This is a genomic window from Streptomyces sp. NPDC032745, assembly GCF_055579465.1.
In genome coordinates this window covers 472,785-488,386 of record NZ_JBVING010000005.1, presented here as the reverse complement: position 1 = coordinate 488,386, position 15,602 = coordinate 472,785, and the positions used below count along the sequence as shown (strand labels likewise).

Below are 15,602 nucleotides of genomic sequence, written 5' to 3'. Positions count from 1 at the left end.
GCCGCGTGGCGGGGCCCCGCGGGGCAGGGCCGGTGCCGGCTTGGTCCGGCTCAGGGAAATCTACGCGCCCGGTCCGCCGGGCTCGCCCATCCACAGGGTGAAATCCGCCTACCCCGCTGGGGGGTCACCCTGTACAACCAGGGGTGTACTCAAGGGGGTTGACGTGCAGTTGTCCGCACATCCGGCGATGGCCCGGCTCCGCGCCGCGCTGCCGGCCGCCGGCGAGATCGTGTACGCCATCGGCTCGCTCTGGATCTCGACCACCATGCTCCGCAACTGGCCCGACCCCAACGGCTACTGGCGGGACACCGACGCCTTGGCCTACGCCCTGCTCGCCGCGGTCTACCTGCCGCTCGTGCTCCGCCGCCGCTTCCCGGTCGCCGTCCTGATCAGCACCGCTCTCAGCACCGGCTGCTACTTCACCCTCGGCTACTACCACGCCGTCGCCGTCTGCGGCCTCGCGCTCGCGCTGTACACCGTCGCCTCGCTCCGCGAGCGGCGAGTTTCGGCCAGATGCGCGGTCGGTGCGCTGCTCGTCCTGCTCTGGGGGACCCGGCTCGCCGAACCCGGCATCGGCCCGCTCAGCGTCGGCTTCGTCACCGTGACCACCATCGTCTGCTGGGTGACCGGCGACGGCGCCCGGCGGCTGCGCGAGCTCACCCGGCAACTGCGCCGGGAACAGGAGGAGAAGGCCCGGCGGGCCGTCATGGAGGAACGCATCCAGATCGCCCGCGAGCTGCACGACGTCATCGCCCACCACGTCTCGGTGATCTCCGTCCAGACCGGCCTCGCCGGGTACGTGTTCGCCTCCGACCCGCCGACCGCCCGCCGGGCCCTGGACACCATCGGGGACAGCGCCCACGAGGCCCTGGCGGAGATGCGCCGGATGCTCCTCGTACTCCGTGAGGACGGCCGCGCGCCCGCAGCGCAGGAGCCACCCAGGGTGTCCGGGCTCGGGCGCCTCGACGAACTGGTCAAGCGGGTCTCCGAGGCCGGCGTGCCCGTCGACGTACGGATCACGGGGACGGCGTACGCGCTGCCGCCCGGGATCGACCTGTGCGCGTACCGCGTCGTACAGGAGGCGCTCACCAATGTGATCAAGCACGCCCCGGCCGCGCAGACCACCGTCCACGTGCACTACGCGCACGACGAGGTCTCGGTACGCGTCAGAGACGACGGAAGCGGCCGCACGCCGGCCGGTGCGGAGGCCCGTACCGGGGTACGTGTTTCGGCCGCCGCCCCGGGATCCGCCGGTCAGGGCTTGATCGGCATGCGCGAGCGGGCCACGATCTACCACGGCACGGTGACCGCCAAACCTGCACCGGAAGGCGGCTTCGAGGTCAGACTCCGGGTCCCCGTCCCCCGGGCCGCCACCGGCGCCCAGGCTTAGGAAAGAGGCGGTCATGCTGCGTGTGCTCGTCGTCGACGACCAGTTCCTGATCCGGTCCGGGCTGTGCGCGCTCCTGGGCGCCGCGCCCGGCATCGAGGTCGTCGGCGAGGCGGCGGGCGGCGAGGAGGCCGTCCGGCTCGCCGCCGAGACCCGGCCCGACGTCATCCTGATGGACATCCGGATGCCGGGCACCGACGGCATCGCCGCCACCGAGCGGATCCTCGCCGGGGCACGGGCCGCGACCGAGTCGGGGGCGGAGGCGGAGGCAGAGGCGGGGGCCGATGCACCGGCCGGTACCGGGTCCGGTACCGCTACCGGGGCCGAACCCGTGCGCCCCAAGGTGCTCGTGCTCACCACCTTCGACTCCGACGCGTACGTCTTCCGGGCCCTGCAGGTCGGGGCGAGCGGCTTCCTGCTGAAGGACACCCCGCCCGAACGGCTGCTCGCCGCCATCGCCACCGTCCACGCGGGCGAGATGCTGTTCAGCCCCCGAGCGCTGCAGGGGATCATCGCCGCGTACGCCGTCCCGGTCGCCCGGGACCCGCACCCCGGTCTGGCCGCCCTGACCCCGCGCGAGCGCGAGGTGCTCGGCCTGGTCGGAGCCGGCCTGTCCAACACCGGCATCGCCGAGCGGCTCGTCCTCAGCGCCGCCACCGTCAAGACGCACGTGCACCGCTGCATGAGCAAGCTGGGCGTGTCCAGCCGCGCCCAGGCCGTGGTCCTGGCCCACGAGTCCGGCCTCGTCGCCCGCCTGACCTGACCCCGGGTCCCAACGGCCGGATCGGACCCCCTCCGGATGCGCGGGCCCGGGCCCGCCGCCACAGTGGGTCCCATGGGTATCGATGACTACAGCGGCGGCCCGGCGGCCCAGCAGACCGGCGTCATGGTCGTGACGACCAACGACGTCCCCGGCTACCGGGTCGAGCAGGTCATCGGTGAGGTCTTCGGCCTCACCGTCCGCTCCCGCCACCTCGGCAGCCAGATCGGCGCAGGCCTGAAGTCGATGATCGGCGGCGAACTCAAGGGCCTGACCAAGACCCTGGTGGAGACCCGCAACCAGGCCATGGAGCGGCTCATCGAGGCAGCGAAGGCCCGCGGCGCGAACGCGATCCTGATGATGCGCTTCGACGTGACCGAAGCCGCCGACGTCGGGACCGAAGTGTGTGCGTACGGCACGGCCGTCGTGATCGTCCCCGCCACCACCTGATCCGCTCATCCGCCACGTAAGTCCAGGACGGGGCTCTGCTTTGTCCATGGGCCTGCGGCGGTGCGGTCCGCAAGCTGACTGGTCAGTGAGCGGACCGCGGGCCTCCGGGCCGTGCGGTCTTCCGCCAAGGAAGCGCCGACTCCCGGAGGCCCGATGCGCACCCCCTTCCGGCCGACCGCAGCAGCCGCGGTCGCCGCTCTCCTCGCGACCCTGGTGGTCTCCGTGCCCGCCCCGGCCGCGGCGGCCGCCGCACCCGTGACGATCAGCTCGGCCGAGCTGTCCGTCGCCGTGGACAGCGGCTTCCCCCGGGTCGTCAGCTACACCCGGCGGGCCACCGGGGACGTGCTGAACGGCAACGAGGACGCCCTGTCCGCGATCGTCGTCAACGGGACCGCGTACACCCCCGCCGTGACCTCCACCCCGTCCGCCTCCGCGGTGGACTACGCGCTGTCCTTCTCCGGGGTGACCGTCAGGGCCCGGCTCTCGGTGACCGGTTCGGTCGTCGACTTCAAGGTCACCGCGATCGAGGACACCCCCGCCCTGCGCGTCCGCAGCCTCGCCATCCCCGACCACAACCTCGTCAGCGTCCGCAGCGACCAGCCCGGCGCCGCGCTGGCCACGGCGAACATGCACACCGCCACCACCGGCACCGGGGACACTTTCACCCCCGTCACCGCGAGCACCCCCGTGGACCCCGCCGCGACGACCGTGATGTACGGGCTCGCCAACACCGCCAAGCTCGCCGCGGCCATCGACTCCAACTCCCTGTACGACACCCCCTCCGGCGGCACCGCCCGGGAGAACGGCCGGATCAGCAAGCGGGTCACCGACCGGGGTGCCTACCGCCGCGCCGGCCTGTGGAGCGGAGCCTGGCTCTACCGGGCCGCGGGCGCCGCCGACACCGACACCGAGCCGCTCCCGTACGCGCGGATCGCGATCACCGGGGACCGCAACGGCGACGGGGCCGTCGACTGGCAGGACGCCGCCGTCGCCTACCGCGACATCTGGACCCCGCCCACCGGATGGCAGCGGACCGCCGACCGGGTCGTGCAGCGCATCCCCTTCAACTTCGCCTCCCAGGCCACACACCCCTTCGCCGAGACCCTCGACGAGACCAAGCGCGTCAGCCTCGCCACCGACGGCCTCGGCCAGTTCGTCCTCCTCAAGGGGTACGCCTCCGAAGGCCACGACTCCGCACACATGGACTACAAGAACATCGGCTCCAAACCGGGCGGCGCCGCCGGCCTGAACGCCCTCACCACCGCCGGCCACGCCTACAACGCCGACTTCGGCGTCCACATCAACGCCACCGAGGAGTACCCGGTCTCCGCGACCTTCGACCCAGCACACCAGAGCGGCGGACTCGGCTGGGACTGGCTCGACCAGTCGTACTACGTGGACACGCGCAAGGACGGCCAGTCCGGCGAGCGGCTGAAGCGGCTCCAGGACCTCAAGACGGCCGCGCCCGGGCTCGACTTCCTGTACGTGGACGTCTGGTACGGGGACGGGTACGTATCGCGCAAACTCCAGCGCGAGATCGGCGGCCTCGGTTTCCAGCTCGCCACCGAGTTCCCCAACACCCTGACCGAGCAGTCCCTCTGGCACCACTGGGCGGCCGACGTCAACTACGGCGGCAGCGATCTCAAGGGCATCAACTCCACCATCGCCCGGTTCATCGCCAACCACGCCAAGGACGACTGGATCGCCGGAAACCCGCTGCTCGGCGGCGCCGAACTCACCGCGTACGAGGGCTGGCAGGGCAAGAAGGACTACACCGCCTTCCTGAACACGACCTTCGCCGTCAATCTGCCGACCAAGTACCTCCAGGAATCCCCGATCGTGAAGTGGACCGCCAACTCGGTCACCCTCGCGAACGGCACGACCGCCACCACCACGGGCAACACCCGGAAGATCACCACCGGCGGACGCACCGTGCTCAGCGGCGGCAGCTACCTGCTCCCGCGCGACGGCAAGCTGTACCACTGGAACGACAAAGGCGGCTCCACGACCTGGACCCTGCCCGCAGGCTGGTCCGCGCCCAAGCTCTACCAGCTGACCGACACCGGTCGCCGGCTGGTCGGTGACCTCCCCGTCACCGGCGGCCGGATCACCGTCAACGCCACCGCGAAGACCCCCTACCTCGTCACCAACGGCGCCGCGCCCGCCCAGGCCGACCCGAAGTGGGGCGAGGGCACCCCGGTCAAGGACCCCTCCTTCTACGCGGGCAACCTCGACGCGTGGACCGTCACCGGGGCCGGCGCAGCCGTCGCCCGCAACGCCCAGGGCCAGAACGAGCTCACCCTCGCCGCCGGGACCGCCCCCGCCGTCTCCCAGCAGCTCACGGGCCTGACGCCGGGCACCTACGCCGCCTCCGTCTGGGTCTCGACCGCGGCCGGCCGGGCCGCCACTCTCACCGTCACCCCCGCAGGGGGCAGTGCGGCCTCCGTGTACGCCGACTCCTCGCCCCTGACCGACAACCTGGGCGGCAGCGAGAAGAACGGCACCAGGATGCAGCGCATGAAGGTGCTCTTCGACGTCCCGGCAGGCCAGTCCACCGCCACCCTGAAGCTCTCCGCCGCGGCCGGGTCCGGCGCCGTCCACCTGGACGACGTACGCGTGGTCCGCTCCGCCCGCACCCCGCTCGGCGGCCACACCTTCGCCGAGGACTTCGAGAACGTCGACGCCGGCTGGGGCCCGTTCGCGTTCGGCGGCGCAGGCGGGTCCGCCACCGATCCGCGCACCCACCTGGCCCAGCGCAACGCCCCGTACACGCAGGCCGGCTGGAACGGGAAGCTCGTCGACGACGTGATCGGCGGGCAGAACTCCCTCAAGTCGCACGAGGAGCGCACCGGACTCGTCTACCGCACCCTGCCCCAGACGTTGCGGCTGACCCCCGGGCACGCGTACAAGGTCGCCTTCCGCTACGAGAGCGGCTTCGGCGGGGACTACCGGTTCATCACCGGCTCCGGCGCCGCCGAGACCGCCACCGCGCTGGACCAGGCCCGTACGCCCACCGCCTTCGGCACCACCTTCACCGCCGGGGCCGACGCCTGGATCGGCGTACGGAAGGTGACCCCGGAGGACTCGCACAACGAGGCCGACCTGATCCTCGACGACCTGACCGTGGACGACCTCGGGCCGACGGGCGGCGGTGAACTCCTCGTACCGCAAGGGCAGATGAGCGTCCGGGTCGTCGACAGCCAGGAGACCACCGGCGAGAACGGCGCCGCCGCCAACGTCCTGGACGGCGACGCCTCCACCATCTGGCACACCGAGTGGTACGCCGCCACCGCGCCGATGCCCCACGAGATCACCCTCGACCTGGGCGCCCCGTACGACGTCTCGGCGCTGCACTGCCTGCCCCGGCAGACCCAGAGCAACGGCCGCATCGCCGACTACCAGGTGTTCACCTCCACGGACGGGGTCACCTGGGGGACGGCGGCCGCCGCCGGGACCTTCCCGGACACGACGGCCCAGCAGGACGTCACCTTCACGCCCCGCACCGCGCGCTACCTGAGGCTCAAGGCCACGAGCGAGGTGGCCGGCAACCCGTGGAGCTCGGTCGCGGAACTCAACGTCGGTTACCGGCCCGGGTCTGCTACCGCTTCCAGAGGGTCACTTCGGTGAGGTAGGTCGGGACCTTGTACTGCGTGTCGGTCGAGTCTTCGATACTGACGATCTTGACCATGGCGAGGTTGCCCTTGGAGGTGACGGTGCACAGCAGGTCGCCCGCGACGATGGCGCGGTCCGCGCCGATGAGGTCCGCCTCCCGCAGCTTGTCGGGCATCGGGTTGGTGGCGGCCCCGGTCTCGCACTGTTCGGGGGTGGGACCCTTGCTCTTGCCGAACGAGGTCGAGAGCTGGACATTCGAGTAGCCCATGTCCAGCTCCCGGTCGCTCCCGCTGATCTCTCCGGTCAGAAAGCCGGCCACCTTGGGGAAGTCGAGGTCGACGTCGTTGACCTTGCCGAACTCCCTGGGAGCCAGGAGCTTCAGCGGCTTGTCCTTGTACACCGCGGTGTAGGTGCGGCCGGAGGCCGAGGCCGAGGCCGAGGGGCTCGGGCCGCCGGACTGCGCCGCCGCAGGCGCCGCCGCCTCCTTCGGGGCGTCCGCCGTCTTCCCCTTGTCCTCGCCCGCGGTCTGCCGGGTGCCGTCGTCCTCGTTGCGCGTGAGGTACCAGGTGCCGCCGGCGGCGAGGGCGAGTACCAGGACTCCCGCGCCGACGATCAGGGGCATCCGGCTGCGCGCGGGGGCGGGGGCGGGGGCCGCCGCCGGTGCAGCGTAGGCGGGGGCGGGGGGCGCGCCGTACACCGAGGCCTGGGGGCCAACCGCCGGGGCCTGGGTCGGCGCGTACGCCACCGGGACCGGTCCGGACGCCTGGGTGGGCGCGTACGCGGGCTGCGCGGGCTGCGCGGGCTGCGCGGGCTCGGGGGTCCGGATCGGCGCGTACGCGGGCGGGGGCGGGGCCTGTGCCGGAGCCTGCACCGGGGCCGGCGCCTGAGCCTGCGCCTGCGCCGACTGCTCGCGCCGCGCGATCTCCGCGGTCAGCGGCGCGGGCAGCCAGCCGCCGAAGTCGCGCAGGTCCCGCCCCGCCGTCTGGCTGCACCACTCGGCGAGCTCGGCCGGCTGGGGCCGCTTGTCGGCGTCGGAGTGCAGGCAGCGCTCCAGCAGCTGGCGCAGCGGGTCCGGGTAGCCGCTGAGATCCGGCGCCTGCTGGGGGGTGTTGGCTATCGCGGCGGCGATCGAGAGTCCCGCGCCGTCGCCGTACGGGTGGCGGCCGGTGGCCACGACCGCGGCGATCAGCCCCAGCGCGAACACGTCGGTCGCCGGAGTGACCGTCCGGCCGAGGGCGTGCTCGGGAGACATGTACTGCGGCGTCCCGATGAACCCGCCGCTGCGCGTGAGCTGGGTGGTGTCGGTGGCCCGCGCGATGCCGAAGTCGATGACCCAGGGGCCGTTCGAGCCGAGCAGGATGTTGCTCGGCTTGAGGTCGCGGTGCACCACCGAGGCGGCGTGGATGGAGTGCAGGGCCTGCGCCGTGCAGCCGATCAGCTGGAAGACCGCGGGCAGCGGCAGCGGTCCGTGGGTCGCGAGAGCGTCGTCGAGCGCCAGGCCCGGCACGAACGCGGTGGCCAGCCACGGCTGTTCACCGCTGGTGTCGTGGTCGAGTACCGGCACGATGTGGTAGCCCTGCACGCGGCGGGCCGCCTGCACCTCACGTTCGAAGCGGACCCGGAAGTCCTGCTCCCGGGCGAACTCGCGGCGGATGACTTTCAGGGCGACCGGCTGGTTCCCGCGGGTCCGCGAGAGGTAAACGGAACCCATGCCGCCTTCGCCGATCTTCGCGAGCAGCCGGTAACCGGCTATCTCCTGAGGATCGTCCGGCCCGAGCGGTCGCAGTACGGCTTGGTCGGTGTTGGACATGCGGAATCCCCCTTGATGATCACAGGGTTGAGATCCTAACGGGGGTGCCGCCCACGACCGCACCGCGTCAGCGGACCGGGCCCCGTACGGACTGCTGGGCGCGGAAGCGGACCGGAGCCATGCCCACCCGGCGGCTGAACAGCCTGCTGAAATACGCCGGATCCTCGTAACCGACCCGCCGGGCGACCCCGGCGACCGGCAGGTCGGTACGGGCCAGGAGCTCCTTCGCCCGGCTCAGCCTGATCCCGAGGAGGTACTCCTTGACCCCCTCCCCGGTGCTGCGCCGTACGGCCCCGCGCAGTTCGGGCAGCGGTATCCCGAGCCGGGCCGCGTGCTCGGCCACCGAGATGGGCAGCAGTGCGTCCCGGGCCAGGGCGTCCATCACCGCGTCCCCGTGCCGCGACACTTCGGCGCGGGCGTAGCGCAGCGACACGAGCAGTCCGTGCACGGCCGCGGCGGCCTCCACCTCCAGCAGCGGGCCGCCGCGCCGGGCCGCCCGGACGATCCCGTCGACCACGTGCCGCACTCCCTCCGTGCCGCTCAGCGGCACCAGCGGGCGATCGGGGGTGACGTAGCCGAGGTCGGTGTACGCCGCCACGCTGCGGCCCGCGAAGTCCACGAAGCACTCGTCCCAGCCGGTCTCCGGATCGGGGCCGTAGTGATGCTCCACCCCCGGCACCAGCCAGAGCAGTGCGGGCGCGGACACCGGTTGCGGCGGGCGCCCGCCGTGGCTGAACCAGCCCCGCCCCCGGGTGACGACGACGGCGACGTGGTGGTCCAGGGCCCGTGGTCCGACGACCGGCAGCAGGCCCTGCTGGATCCCGACGCCGAGGCAGACCAGGCCGAGCCGCCGGTGGTTGGCGGTGGGGGAGAAGTACCGCATCCAACTGCTGTACGGGGGGCTGCTGGAGGGGACACTGGGGTGCGGGGGCGTCGGCATCTGCGGATTGTGATCCACCGGGCCGCGGACCCTCAAGGGGACGTGGGCGCCCGGTCCTTCGGCTGCCGGGGCTCCTTCCGCTGCCGCGGATCCCTCCGTACGGGCGGCCCCGGCTGCGGACTCCGGAGCCCGCCCACCAGCCCGGCGACCACCACGACGAGGCCGGTCCAGACCGGCAGACCCGGCATCCCGCCGCCCGAGAGGGCGCCGATGGCGGCCGCGGCGAGGGGCGCGACCCCGGTCAGCAGGCCGGCCCGGCCGGCGCCGACGGCGGCCACCGTGCGGTACCAGAGGAGGAACGCCACTGCGGTCACCATGACGGCGAGGTACCCGGCGGCCGCCCACTGGGCCGGACCGACGGCCGACAGGTCGGACGGGCGCTCGGTGAGCAGCGTCAGCACCCCCAGCATCACGGCGCCCAGCCATACCGCGTGCACCGACACTCCCCACGGCCCGTGCCGCCGCAGCACAGGTACGGCGAGCAGGGTGAAAGCGGCCTCACAGGCGAGTGCGAGCGCGGCCCAGGCCACCCCGGCGGCGTCGGCCCGGCCCGTGCCCTCCACGAGGACGGCCCCGGCCACGACCACGGGGGCGGCGAGGAGGATCCTGCGGCTGGGGCTGCGGCCCTCCAGCAGCGGGCCGAGCACCCCGAGGAGGACCGGTACGGAGGCCACCGCGACGGCTATCACGGCCGGTTCGGCATGCGCGACGCCGCGTACGACGGCCACGTTGAACAGCACGAGCCCGGTGGCCGCGATCCCGGCCAGCCACAGCCACTCCCGGCCGCGAGGCCGCAGGACCGGCACCCGGGCGGCCCGGGCGAACGCGAGCAGGAGCAGGGTGGCGGCCGCATAGCGGACGGCCTGCGTGGCGAACAGCGGGGCATGGACCAGGGAACGGGAGACGGTGACGCTGCTGCCGACCAGCACCATGCCGAGGGTGCCGGGGGCGAGGTCGCGCAGCGCGCCGGGGGAGGTGTTCATACGGCCCAGGCTCTGCCAGCATTGGACCCATGGACAGTGCCGAAGAGCATCGTTCCAAGGGGTCCAAAAGCGCTGGGGCCGTCAGCGGCTCGGACTTCCTGCAGCTCGACATCGGCCAGGCCCCGCCGGGCGGCCGTACCGAGTGGCTGACGGCCCGCATCCGCGCCGCCATCGCCGACGGCACGCTGCCGGTGGGCAGCAGGCTCCCGGCGGGCCGGGTGCTCGCGGCGGAGCTCGGCGTCTCCCGCGGGCTGGTCACCGAGGCCTACCAGCGACTGGCCGACGCCGGCCAGGTGCTCGGCCGCGGCCGCGCGGGCACGATCGTGGTCGCCGCGCCCCTGCCCGCAACCGTGCCGCGCGTACCGGCGCCAGCCGCCCCGGACCGACAGCTCGGACCGCTCCGTTCCGGGGGATCGCAAGCTCCGGCCGGGCCGTTCGACCCGGCCGGGGCGCTCGCCCCCGCCGGCCGGCCCGGGCCCGGCGGGCCGCTCGGACCGTTCGGGTCGCAGGCCGGCGGGCCGCTCGTGGACGTCCTGCGTGCCGTGCCTGCCCGGATCGACCTCTCGCCGGGGGTGCCCGACCTCACCGCCTTCCCGCGTACGGCCTGGCTCCAGGCCGAGCGCCGCGTCCTGGCCGGGCTCACCGCCGCCGACTTCGGCTACGGCAACCCGCAGGGCACGCCCGCCCTCCGGGCGGCGGTCACCGGCTGGCTGGCCCGCAACCGCGGGATCCGCGCCGACCCCGACGAGGTCGTCGTCGTCGCGGGCGTCGCCCAGGCGCTGGGCCTGCTGGCGCACGTGCTGCGCGAGGACGGCGTACGGCGGGTCGCGGTGGAGGACCCCGGCTCGCTCGGAGCCCGGCAGCAGCTGGAGTACGGGCGGCTGGAGACGGTGCCCGTACCGGTGGACGGGAGCGGGCTCGACACCGCCGCGCTCCGGGCGAGCGGAGCCGCGGCGGTGCTGCTGACCCCGGCGCACCAGTTCCCGACCGGGGTCGTGCTCGACGGGGAGCGCCGCCGGGAGCTGCTGGGCTGGGCAGCGGCCGGGGGACTGGTCATCGAGGACGACTACGACGCCGAGCACCGCTACGACCGTGCGCCGGTCCCCGCGCTGCGCGCCCTGCTCCCCGAGGGCGTCTGCTACGCCGGGAGCGTGTCCAAACTGCTCGCCCCCGCGCTGCGCCTGGGCTGGCTGCTGGTCCCGCCGCGCCTGCGCGGCGCGGTGGTCGCCGCGAAACGCTACGCCGACCTCGGCAATCCGGTCCTCGCCCAGCTGGTGCTGGCCCGGCTGATGGACTCCGGCGAGCTGGAGCGCCACCTGCGCTTCGTCCGGCGCCGCCACCGCCGCCGGCGTGACGCCATGCTCCGGGCGATCGCCGCGCACCTGCCGGGCGCCCGGGTCCACGGAGCGGCGGCGGGCCTGCACCTGATGGTCACCTTCGACGGCGCGGCCTTCGAGGACACCGCCCTCGCGGCGGCGGCCCTGGCCCTCGGGGTCAAGGCCCACCCGCTGTCCTGGCACCGCATCCGGCCGGGCTCCCCGGGGCTGGTCCTCGGCTATGCGGCAGGGCCGCCGGGCGAGCTGGAGGAGGGGATCGCCCTCATCGGCCGGGCCGTAAGCGGCCTCGACCGGCTCCGCTGATCACCCCGCACCCCTGGGCCGGCCTCCCGCGGACACCGCCTCTGGAGGCGCCGGGGGCGAACTTTATGCTCGGGTGCATGCACCACGCGTCCGCCCCCGACATATCCGTGATCATCGCCGTCTACAACGCGATGCCTTACCTGAACGAGTGCCTCGACTCGGTGCTCGGGCAGACCCTGGGGGCCGACCGCCTGGAGGTCGTCGCGGTCGACGACGGTTCCACGGACGGCAGCGGCGCCGAACTGGACCGCTACGCCGCCCGGTACCCGCAGCTGCGCGTCGTGCACCAGCCGAATTCCGGCGGCCCCGGCGGGCCCCGCAACCGGGCCTTGGACCTGGCCCGCGGCCGGTACGTATTCGTCCTCGACGCCGACGACTACCTGGGCCCCGAGGCACTCGAGCGGCTGCTGGACATGGCCGAGTCCCAGGGCAGCGACGTCGTACTCGCCAAGCAGGTCGGACTCGGCCGGACGGTGTCGGACAAGGCCCACCGGCACGCCGAGGAGGCCGACCTCTACACCTCGGAGGTCTACCGCTCGCTCCACTCGGCCAAGCTGATACGCCGCCGGGTCGTCGAGGACGCGCACCTGCGCTACCCGGACGACCTCTGGTACGGCGAGGACCAGGTCTTCGTGACGGGGGTGTTCCTGGCCGCCGGGAAGATCTCGGTCGTCGGCGACTACGACTGCTACTTCCTGCGCCTGCGCGAGGACGGGCAGAACATCACCGCCCGCGTCCGCACCGCCGGCGAGACGGTGGCGCACATCGAGCGCGTCATGGCCCTGGTGGCCGAGCGGGTGCAGGACCCGGTGGGACGGCGCCGCATGCTCGGCCGGCACTTCCGCAGCCTGCTGCGCACGGCGCTGCGGCCGGCCGTCGACGCCCGCCACGGGAACCCCGGTTTCACGGCCGAGGTGTACGAGCGGGCGCGGGCGCTGGTGCAGACGTACTGGAAGCCGGACATGGGCGGCGAACTGCCGCGGATCGACTGGATCCGGCTCTATGCGTTCGCCTGCGGCCCGCTGCCCGCCTTCGAGCAGCTGATGGAGTACGACCCGGCGAAGGAGCCGGCGCCGCAGGAGATCGTCGACAACGGCCGCGTCTACCGCTGCTACCCGCTGTTCCGGGACCCGGCGGCGGGCCTGCCGGACGTGCTCTTCGACGTGACCGAGAAGCTCAGGACGCTGCACCGGCTGGCGTCGCTGACCTGGCAGGGCGGCCGCGTACGGCTGACCGGCCACGCGTACATCCAGACGCTCGGGACCGGCCGCATGGAGAGCGAGCTCGTACTGCGGGCGCGGGAGACGGGCAGCGAGCACCTCGTACCGGTCCAGGCCCGCCCCGCGCCGGAGCTCACCGAGCTGGACCCGGAGCTGACGATGGCCGGCTTCCTGGCGGAGCTCGACCTGACCACGGTGGCCGGGGGCGGGCCGATCCCACCGGGCACCTGGGACTGCTTCCTGAACGTCCGGGCCGACGGGGTCACGCGCACCGTCCGGCTGGGCCGCCGGCACGCGCCGGAGCTGGACAGGACGGCCCGCCGTGCCAAGGTCGTCGCCCGCGACCCGGGCGGTGCCACCGAACTCGCGGCCGCCGCCTTCTTCACCGCGTACGGGAATCTGAGCTTCGAGGTGGTCCGCAGGATCCCGCTGCCCACGGCCTGACAGAGCTTTTCGCCGGAAAGTTTTTCGCAATCGGCGGCAACCTCGTGGCGGGTCGCGCGTCGTGCGGGGGTGAAGGGCGGCATTCCGCGTCCTCGCACCGACCGTGACCCGACCGTGGAGAACCACTGTGATGAACCTGAAGCGCGTCCCCCTGACCGTCCGCCGGGCAGCCGTCACCGCTGCCGCCGCCGGGGCGGCCCTCGCGCTCGCCGGGCCCGCCTTCGCCGCACAGGGGGCCTCGGCCACCCCGTCGCCCGCCCCCAGCGCGCCGTCGAGCGCGACGCCGAGCGCCGCGCCCACCCCCTCGCGCAGCGTCCCGCCGACGGTGGCGCCGAGCGCCCGGCCGACGCCGTCGCGCAGCGTCCCGCCGACGTCCGCGCCGAGCGTCCAGCCCACCGCCCAGCCCAGCGCGGCGCCCACGGCGGCCCCGTCGCCGGCCGGGGACGAGCTCGCGCACACCGGCTCCTCCGCCACCACCGCCGCCATCGGAGCCGGGGCCGCCACGCTCATCGTCGCCGGTGCCGGCACCCTCTACGCCGTACGCCGCCGCGCCAACGGCTGAGAACCCGGGAACCCCGTGCTGCACCTCGCTCAACCCGCACCCTCCGCACGCCCCTTCACGCTCGGCCTCGGCCGGGCGTGGCGGGGCTTGTGGTCGTCGGTGCTGCGCCGCGAACGCGTCAACCCGCCGGCGCCGGCGCAGCCGTACGGCTCCGGGTACCCCGGGCCCGGGCCGGCGTACGACGCCGCCCTGCGCGGGGATGCGCCGCAGCCCACCGTCTCCGAGCTCTACCACGCACACCGGCTGCGCATGGTCCGGCTGGCCGTGCTGCTCGTCGACGACCTGGCCACCGCCGAGGACGTGGTCCAGGACGCCTTCACGGCCCTGTACCGGCGCCACGGGGAGCAGATCAGCGAGGTCGACAACGCGCTGGGCTATCTGCGCACCGCCGTCGTCAACACCTCCCGGTCCGTTCTGCGCCGCAGACGCACGGCCCGCGCGTGGACCCCGCCCGCGGCGGCCGACATCCCGTCCGCAGAGGATCACGTCGTCCTCGACGAGGCACACCGCGAGGTCCTTGCCGCACTCGGCCGGCTGACCCCGCGCCGCCGGCAGGTCCTCGTACTGCGCTACTGGGCCGAGCTCAGCGAGGCGGAGATAGCGACCGCCCTCGGGATCAGCCGGGGCGCGGTGAAGTCGAACGCGAGCCGCGCCCTGGACGCGCTGGAACGGATTCTGGAGGGACGGATATGACGCACGGCGAACGCCCCGTCGAACGCAGGCTGCGCCAGGCCCTCGACGCCCGCGCGGCCGGGATCACCGTCCGCGAGCTGCGCCCCGCGGATCCGCCGGGCCCGCACCTGCGGCGGCTGCCGGCCGTGCGGCTGCTGAACCCGCGCCGGTTCGCGCTGCCGCTGGCGGGACTGGCCGCGGCTGCCGCCGCCGTGGCCGGGTACCTCGTACTGGCCCCGGACTCCTCCCCGCCCCGTCCGGTGCCGCCCGCCTCACCGCCCGAGATCACCGGACCGGGGCCGACACCGGATTCCCGCACCGGCACCGGTTCCCCGCACCCCTCGGTGGCGCCGTCCCGGCTGCCGTCCAGGGCCCCCGGGACCCGTTCGGCGCAGACGCCCGAGCCGACGCCGACCCCGTCGGGTGTGCCTTCGGCATCGCCGTCGAGGTCCGTTCCCCCGTCCGCGGTGCCGTCGTCCTCGCCCGCGTCGTCCTCGCGGCCCCCGAGCGCGGGACCCTCCAAGAGCTAGGCCGTCTCTTTCGGATCTTGCCGGTCAAGCCCGACGCGGGTCAGGCGAGTTCCGGAAGAGACGGCCTGGACCGGGTGTTCTCCACCGCCGCGACCAGCGGGGCGAGTTCCGGGTTGCGTGCGGCCTCGTCCAGGGCCTCGCGCAGCGCGGTGTCGTTGGTCGGCCGGGCGGCGGCCAGCAGGGCCAGGCCCGCCTCGCTCACGTCGGTGTAGATGCCCCGCCGGTCCGTGTCGCAGATGTAGCGGTTCAGCAGCCCGCGGTCCTCGAGCCGGGTGACCAGCCGGGTCGTCGCGCTCTGGCTGAGCACCACAGAGTCGGCCACCTGGTGCATCCGCAGGTGGCCGCCCGGGCCGCTGTGCTGGCGGCTCAGGACGTCCAGCAGCGAGTACTCGCGCACGCTCAGGCCGTGCCCGGCCTGCAGGGCCCGCTCGATGTGCGCCTCGATCCGCCCGTGCAGGAGGGAGAGGGCGCACCAGCCCTGGGCCAGGCCGGTCAGTGCGCTGTCGGTGGCCGTCATGGGCTGCTCCTTCGACCGTGTCCCCGTTGCCGGCTTCCCTGTGTCCCCACAGGTGCCCTCCCAGGATAGGCCACT

At 73.8% G+C, this 15,602-nt stretch carries 13 protein-coding genes; 9 read left to right on the top strand and 4 right to left on the bottom strand.

Annotated elements, in window-relative coordinates; translation table 11 throughout:
* The first annotated feature begins 163 nt into the window (after positions 1-163).
* The 4 genes from ACZ5WG_RS16475 to ACZ5WG_RS16460 all read left to right on the top strand — a co-directional run bounded on the left by ACZ5WG_RS16475 (position 164) and on the right by ACZ5WG_RS16460 (position 6,224).
* Positions 164-1,390, top strand: a complete 1,227-nt coding sequence (locus tag ACZ5WG_RS16475; RefSeq protein WP_468723726.1) for a sensor histidine kinase — start codon at positions 164-166, stop codon at positions 1,388-1,390.
* A 13-nt stretch (positions 1,391-1,403) separates the two neighbouring features.
* A complete protein-coding gene (locus tag ACZ5WG_RS16470) occupies positions 1,404-2,150 on the top strand; it encodes a response regulator (RefSeq protein WP_468723724.1) in 747 nt (248 codons plus the stop codon).
* Positions 2,151-2,222: 72 nt separating this feature from the next.
* On the top strand, positions 2,223-2,597 hold the full coding sequence (locus tag ACZ5WG_RS16465) for a YbjQ family protein (protein WP_468723723.1): 375 nt from the start codon (positions 2,223-2,225) through the stop codon (positions 2,595-2,597).
* A gap of 153 nt (positions 2,598-2,750) precedes the next feature.
* Positions 2,751-6,224 (top strand): endo-alpha-N-acetylgalactosaminidase family protein, encoded by a 3,474-nt coding sequence (locus ACZ5WG_RS16460; RefSeq protein ID WP_468723722.1) that lies wholly within the window; start codon positions 2,751-2,753, stop codon positions 6,222-6,224.
* Here the strand turns inward: ACZ5WG_RS16460 and ACZ5WG_RS16455 are convergent.
* The 3 genes from ACZ5WG_RS16455 to ACZ5WG_RS16445 all read right to left on the bottom strand — a co-directional run bounded on the left by ACZ5WG_RS16455 (position 6,196) and on the right by ACZ5WG_RS16445 (position 9,942).
* Positions 6,196-8,019 carry a serine/threonine-protein kinase gene (locus tag ACZ5WG_RS16455; RefSeq protein WP_468723720.1) on the bottom strand — a complete coding sequence of 608 codons (1,824 nt, stop codon included), beginning with the start codon at positions 8,017-8,019 and terminating at the stop codon, positions 6,196-6,198. The genes ACZ5WG_RS16460 and ACZ5WG_RS16455 overlap by 29 nt on opposite strands.
* A 67-nt stretch (positions 8,020-8,086) precedes the next feature.
* A complete protein-coding gene (locus ACZ5WG_RS16450; RefSeq protein ID WP_468723719.1) occupies positions 8,087-8,902 on the bottom strand; it encodes a helix-turn-helix domain-containing protein in 816 nt (271 codons plus the stop codon).
* An 89-nt stretch (positions 8,903-8,991) separates the two neighbouring features.
* A complete protein-coding gene (locus ACZ5WG_RS16445; protein ID WP_468723717.1) occupies positions 8,992-9,942 on the bottom strand; it encodes an EamA family transporter in 951 nt (316 codons plus the stop codon).
* A 29-nt stretch (positions 9,943-9,971) separates the two neighbouring features.
* On the opposite strand from ACZ5WG_RS16445, the gene pdxR reads away from it, so the two are divergent.
* From pdxR to ACZ5WG_RS16420, 5 genes are all read left to right on the top strand, one after another.
* A complete protein-coding gene (gene pdxR / locus ACZ5WG_RS16440) occupies positions 9,972-11,582 on the top strand; it encodes a MocR-like pyridoxine biosynthesis transcription factor PdxR (protein ID WP_468723715.1) in 1,611 nt (536 codons plus the stop codon).
* Between the two features lie 77 nt (positions 11,583-11,659).
* Positions 11,660-13,246: a glycosyltransferase family 2 protein gene (locus ACZ5WG_RS16435; protein ID WP_468723713.1), complete on the top strand. Its 1,587-nt coding sequence runs from the start codon at positions 11,660-11,662 to the stop codon at positions 13,244-13,246.
* A 130-nt stretch (positions 13,247-13,376) separates the two neighbouring features.
* On the top strand, positions 13,377-13,808 hold the full coding sequence (locus tag ACZ5WG_RS16430) for an LAETG motif-containing sortase-dependent surface protein (RefSeq protein WP_468723711.1): 432 nt from the start codon (positions 13,377-13,379) through the stop codon (positions 13,806-13,808).
* 15 nt (positions 13,809-13,823) lie between these two features.
* Complete coding sequence (locus tag ACZ5WG_RS16425; protein WP_468723710.1) at positions 13,824-14,501, top strand: RNA polymerase sigma factor; 678 nt, start codon at positions 13,824-13,826, stop codon at positions 14,499-14,501.
* The gene (locus tag ACZ5WG_RS16420; protein WP_468723708.1) at positions 14,498-15,010 is read left to right on the top strand and encodes a hypothetical protein; all 513 of its coding nucleotides are present in this window, start codon (positions 14,498-14,500) and stop codon (positions 15,008-15,010) included. The genes ACZ5WG_RS16425 and ACZ5WG_RS16420 overlap by 4 nt, the downstream gene beginning before the upstream one ends.
* 40 nt (positions 15,011-15,050) lie before the next feature.
* Here ACZ5WG_RS16420 and ACZ5WG_RS16415 read toward each other — a convergent pair whose 3' ends face one another.
* A complete protein-coding gene (locus tag ACZ5WG_RS16415; RefSeq protein WP_468723707.1) occupies positions 15,051-15,527 on the bottom strand; it encodes a MarR family winged helix-turn-helix transcriptional regulator in 477 nt (158 codons plus the stop codon).
* Positions 15,528-15,602 lie beyond the last annotated feature (75 nt).

Coding starts and splice junctions, on each gene's coding strand:
- pdxR (WP_468723715.1), top strand. CDS start 9,972: ATGGACAGTGCCGAAGAGCATCGTTCCAAGGGGTCCAAAAGCGCTGGG.
- ACZ5WG_RS16435 (WP_468723713.1), top strand. CDS start 11,660: ATGCACCACGCGTCCGCCCCCGACATATCCGTGATCATCGCCGTCTAC.
- ACZ5WG_RS16470 (WP_468723724.1), top strand. CDS start 1,404: ATGCTGCGTGTGCTCGTCGTCGACGACCAGTTCCTGATCCGGTCCGGG.
- ACZ5WG_RS16445 (WP_468723717.1), bottom strand. CDS start 9,942: ATGAACACCTCCCCCGGCGCGCTGCGCGACCTCGCCCCCGGCACCCTC.
- ACZ5WG_RS16460 (WP_468723722.1), top strand. CDS start 2,751: ATGCGCACCCCCTTCCGGCCGACCGCAGCAGCCGCGGTCGCCGCTCTC.
- ACZ5WG_RS16420 (WP_468723708.1), top strand. CDS start 14,498: ATGACGCACGGCGAACGCCCCGTCGAACGCAGGCTGCGCCAGGCCCTC.
- ACZ5WG_RS16450 (WP_468723719.1), bottom strand. CDS start 8,902: ATGCGGTACTTCTCCCCCACCGCCAACCACCGGCGGCTCGGCCTGGTC.
- ACZ5WG_RS16430 (WP_468723711.1), top strand. CDS start 13,377: ATGAACCTGAAGCGCGTCCCCCTGACCGTCCGCCGGGCAGCCGTCACC.
- ACZ5WG_RS16415 (WP_468723707.1), bottom strand. CDS start 15,527: ATGACGGCCACCGACAGCGCACTGACCGGCCTGGCCCAGGGCTGGTGC.
- ACZ5WG_RS16465 (WP_468723723.1), top strand. CDS start 2,223: ATGGGTATCGATGACTACAGCGGCGGCCCGGCGGCCCAGCAGACCGGC.
- ACZ5WG_RS16455 (WP_468723720.1), bottom strand. CDS start 8,019: ATGTCCAACACCGACCAAGCCGTACTGCGACCGCTCGGGCCGGACGAT.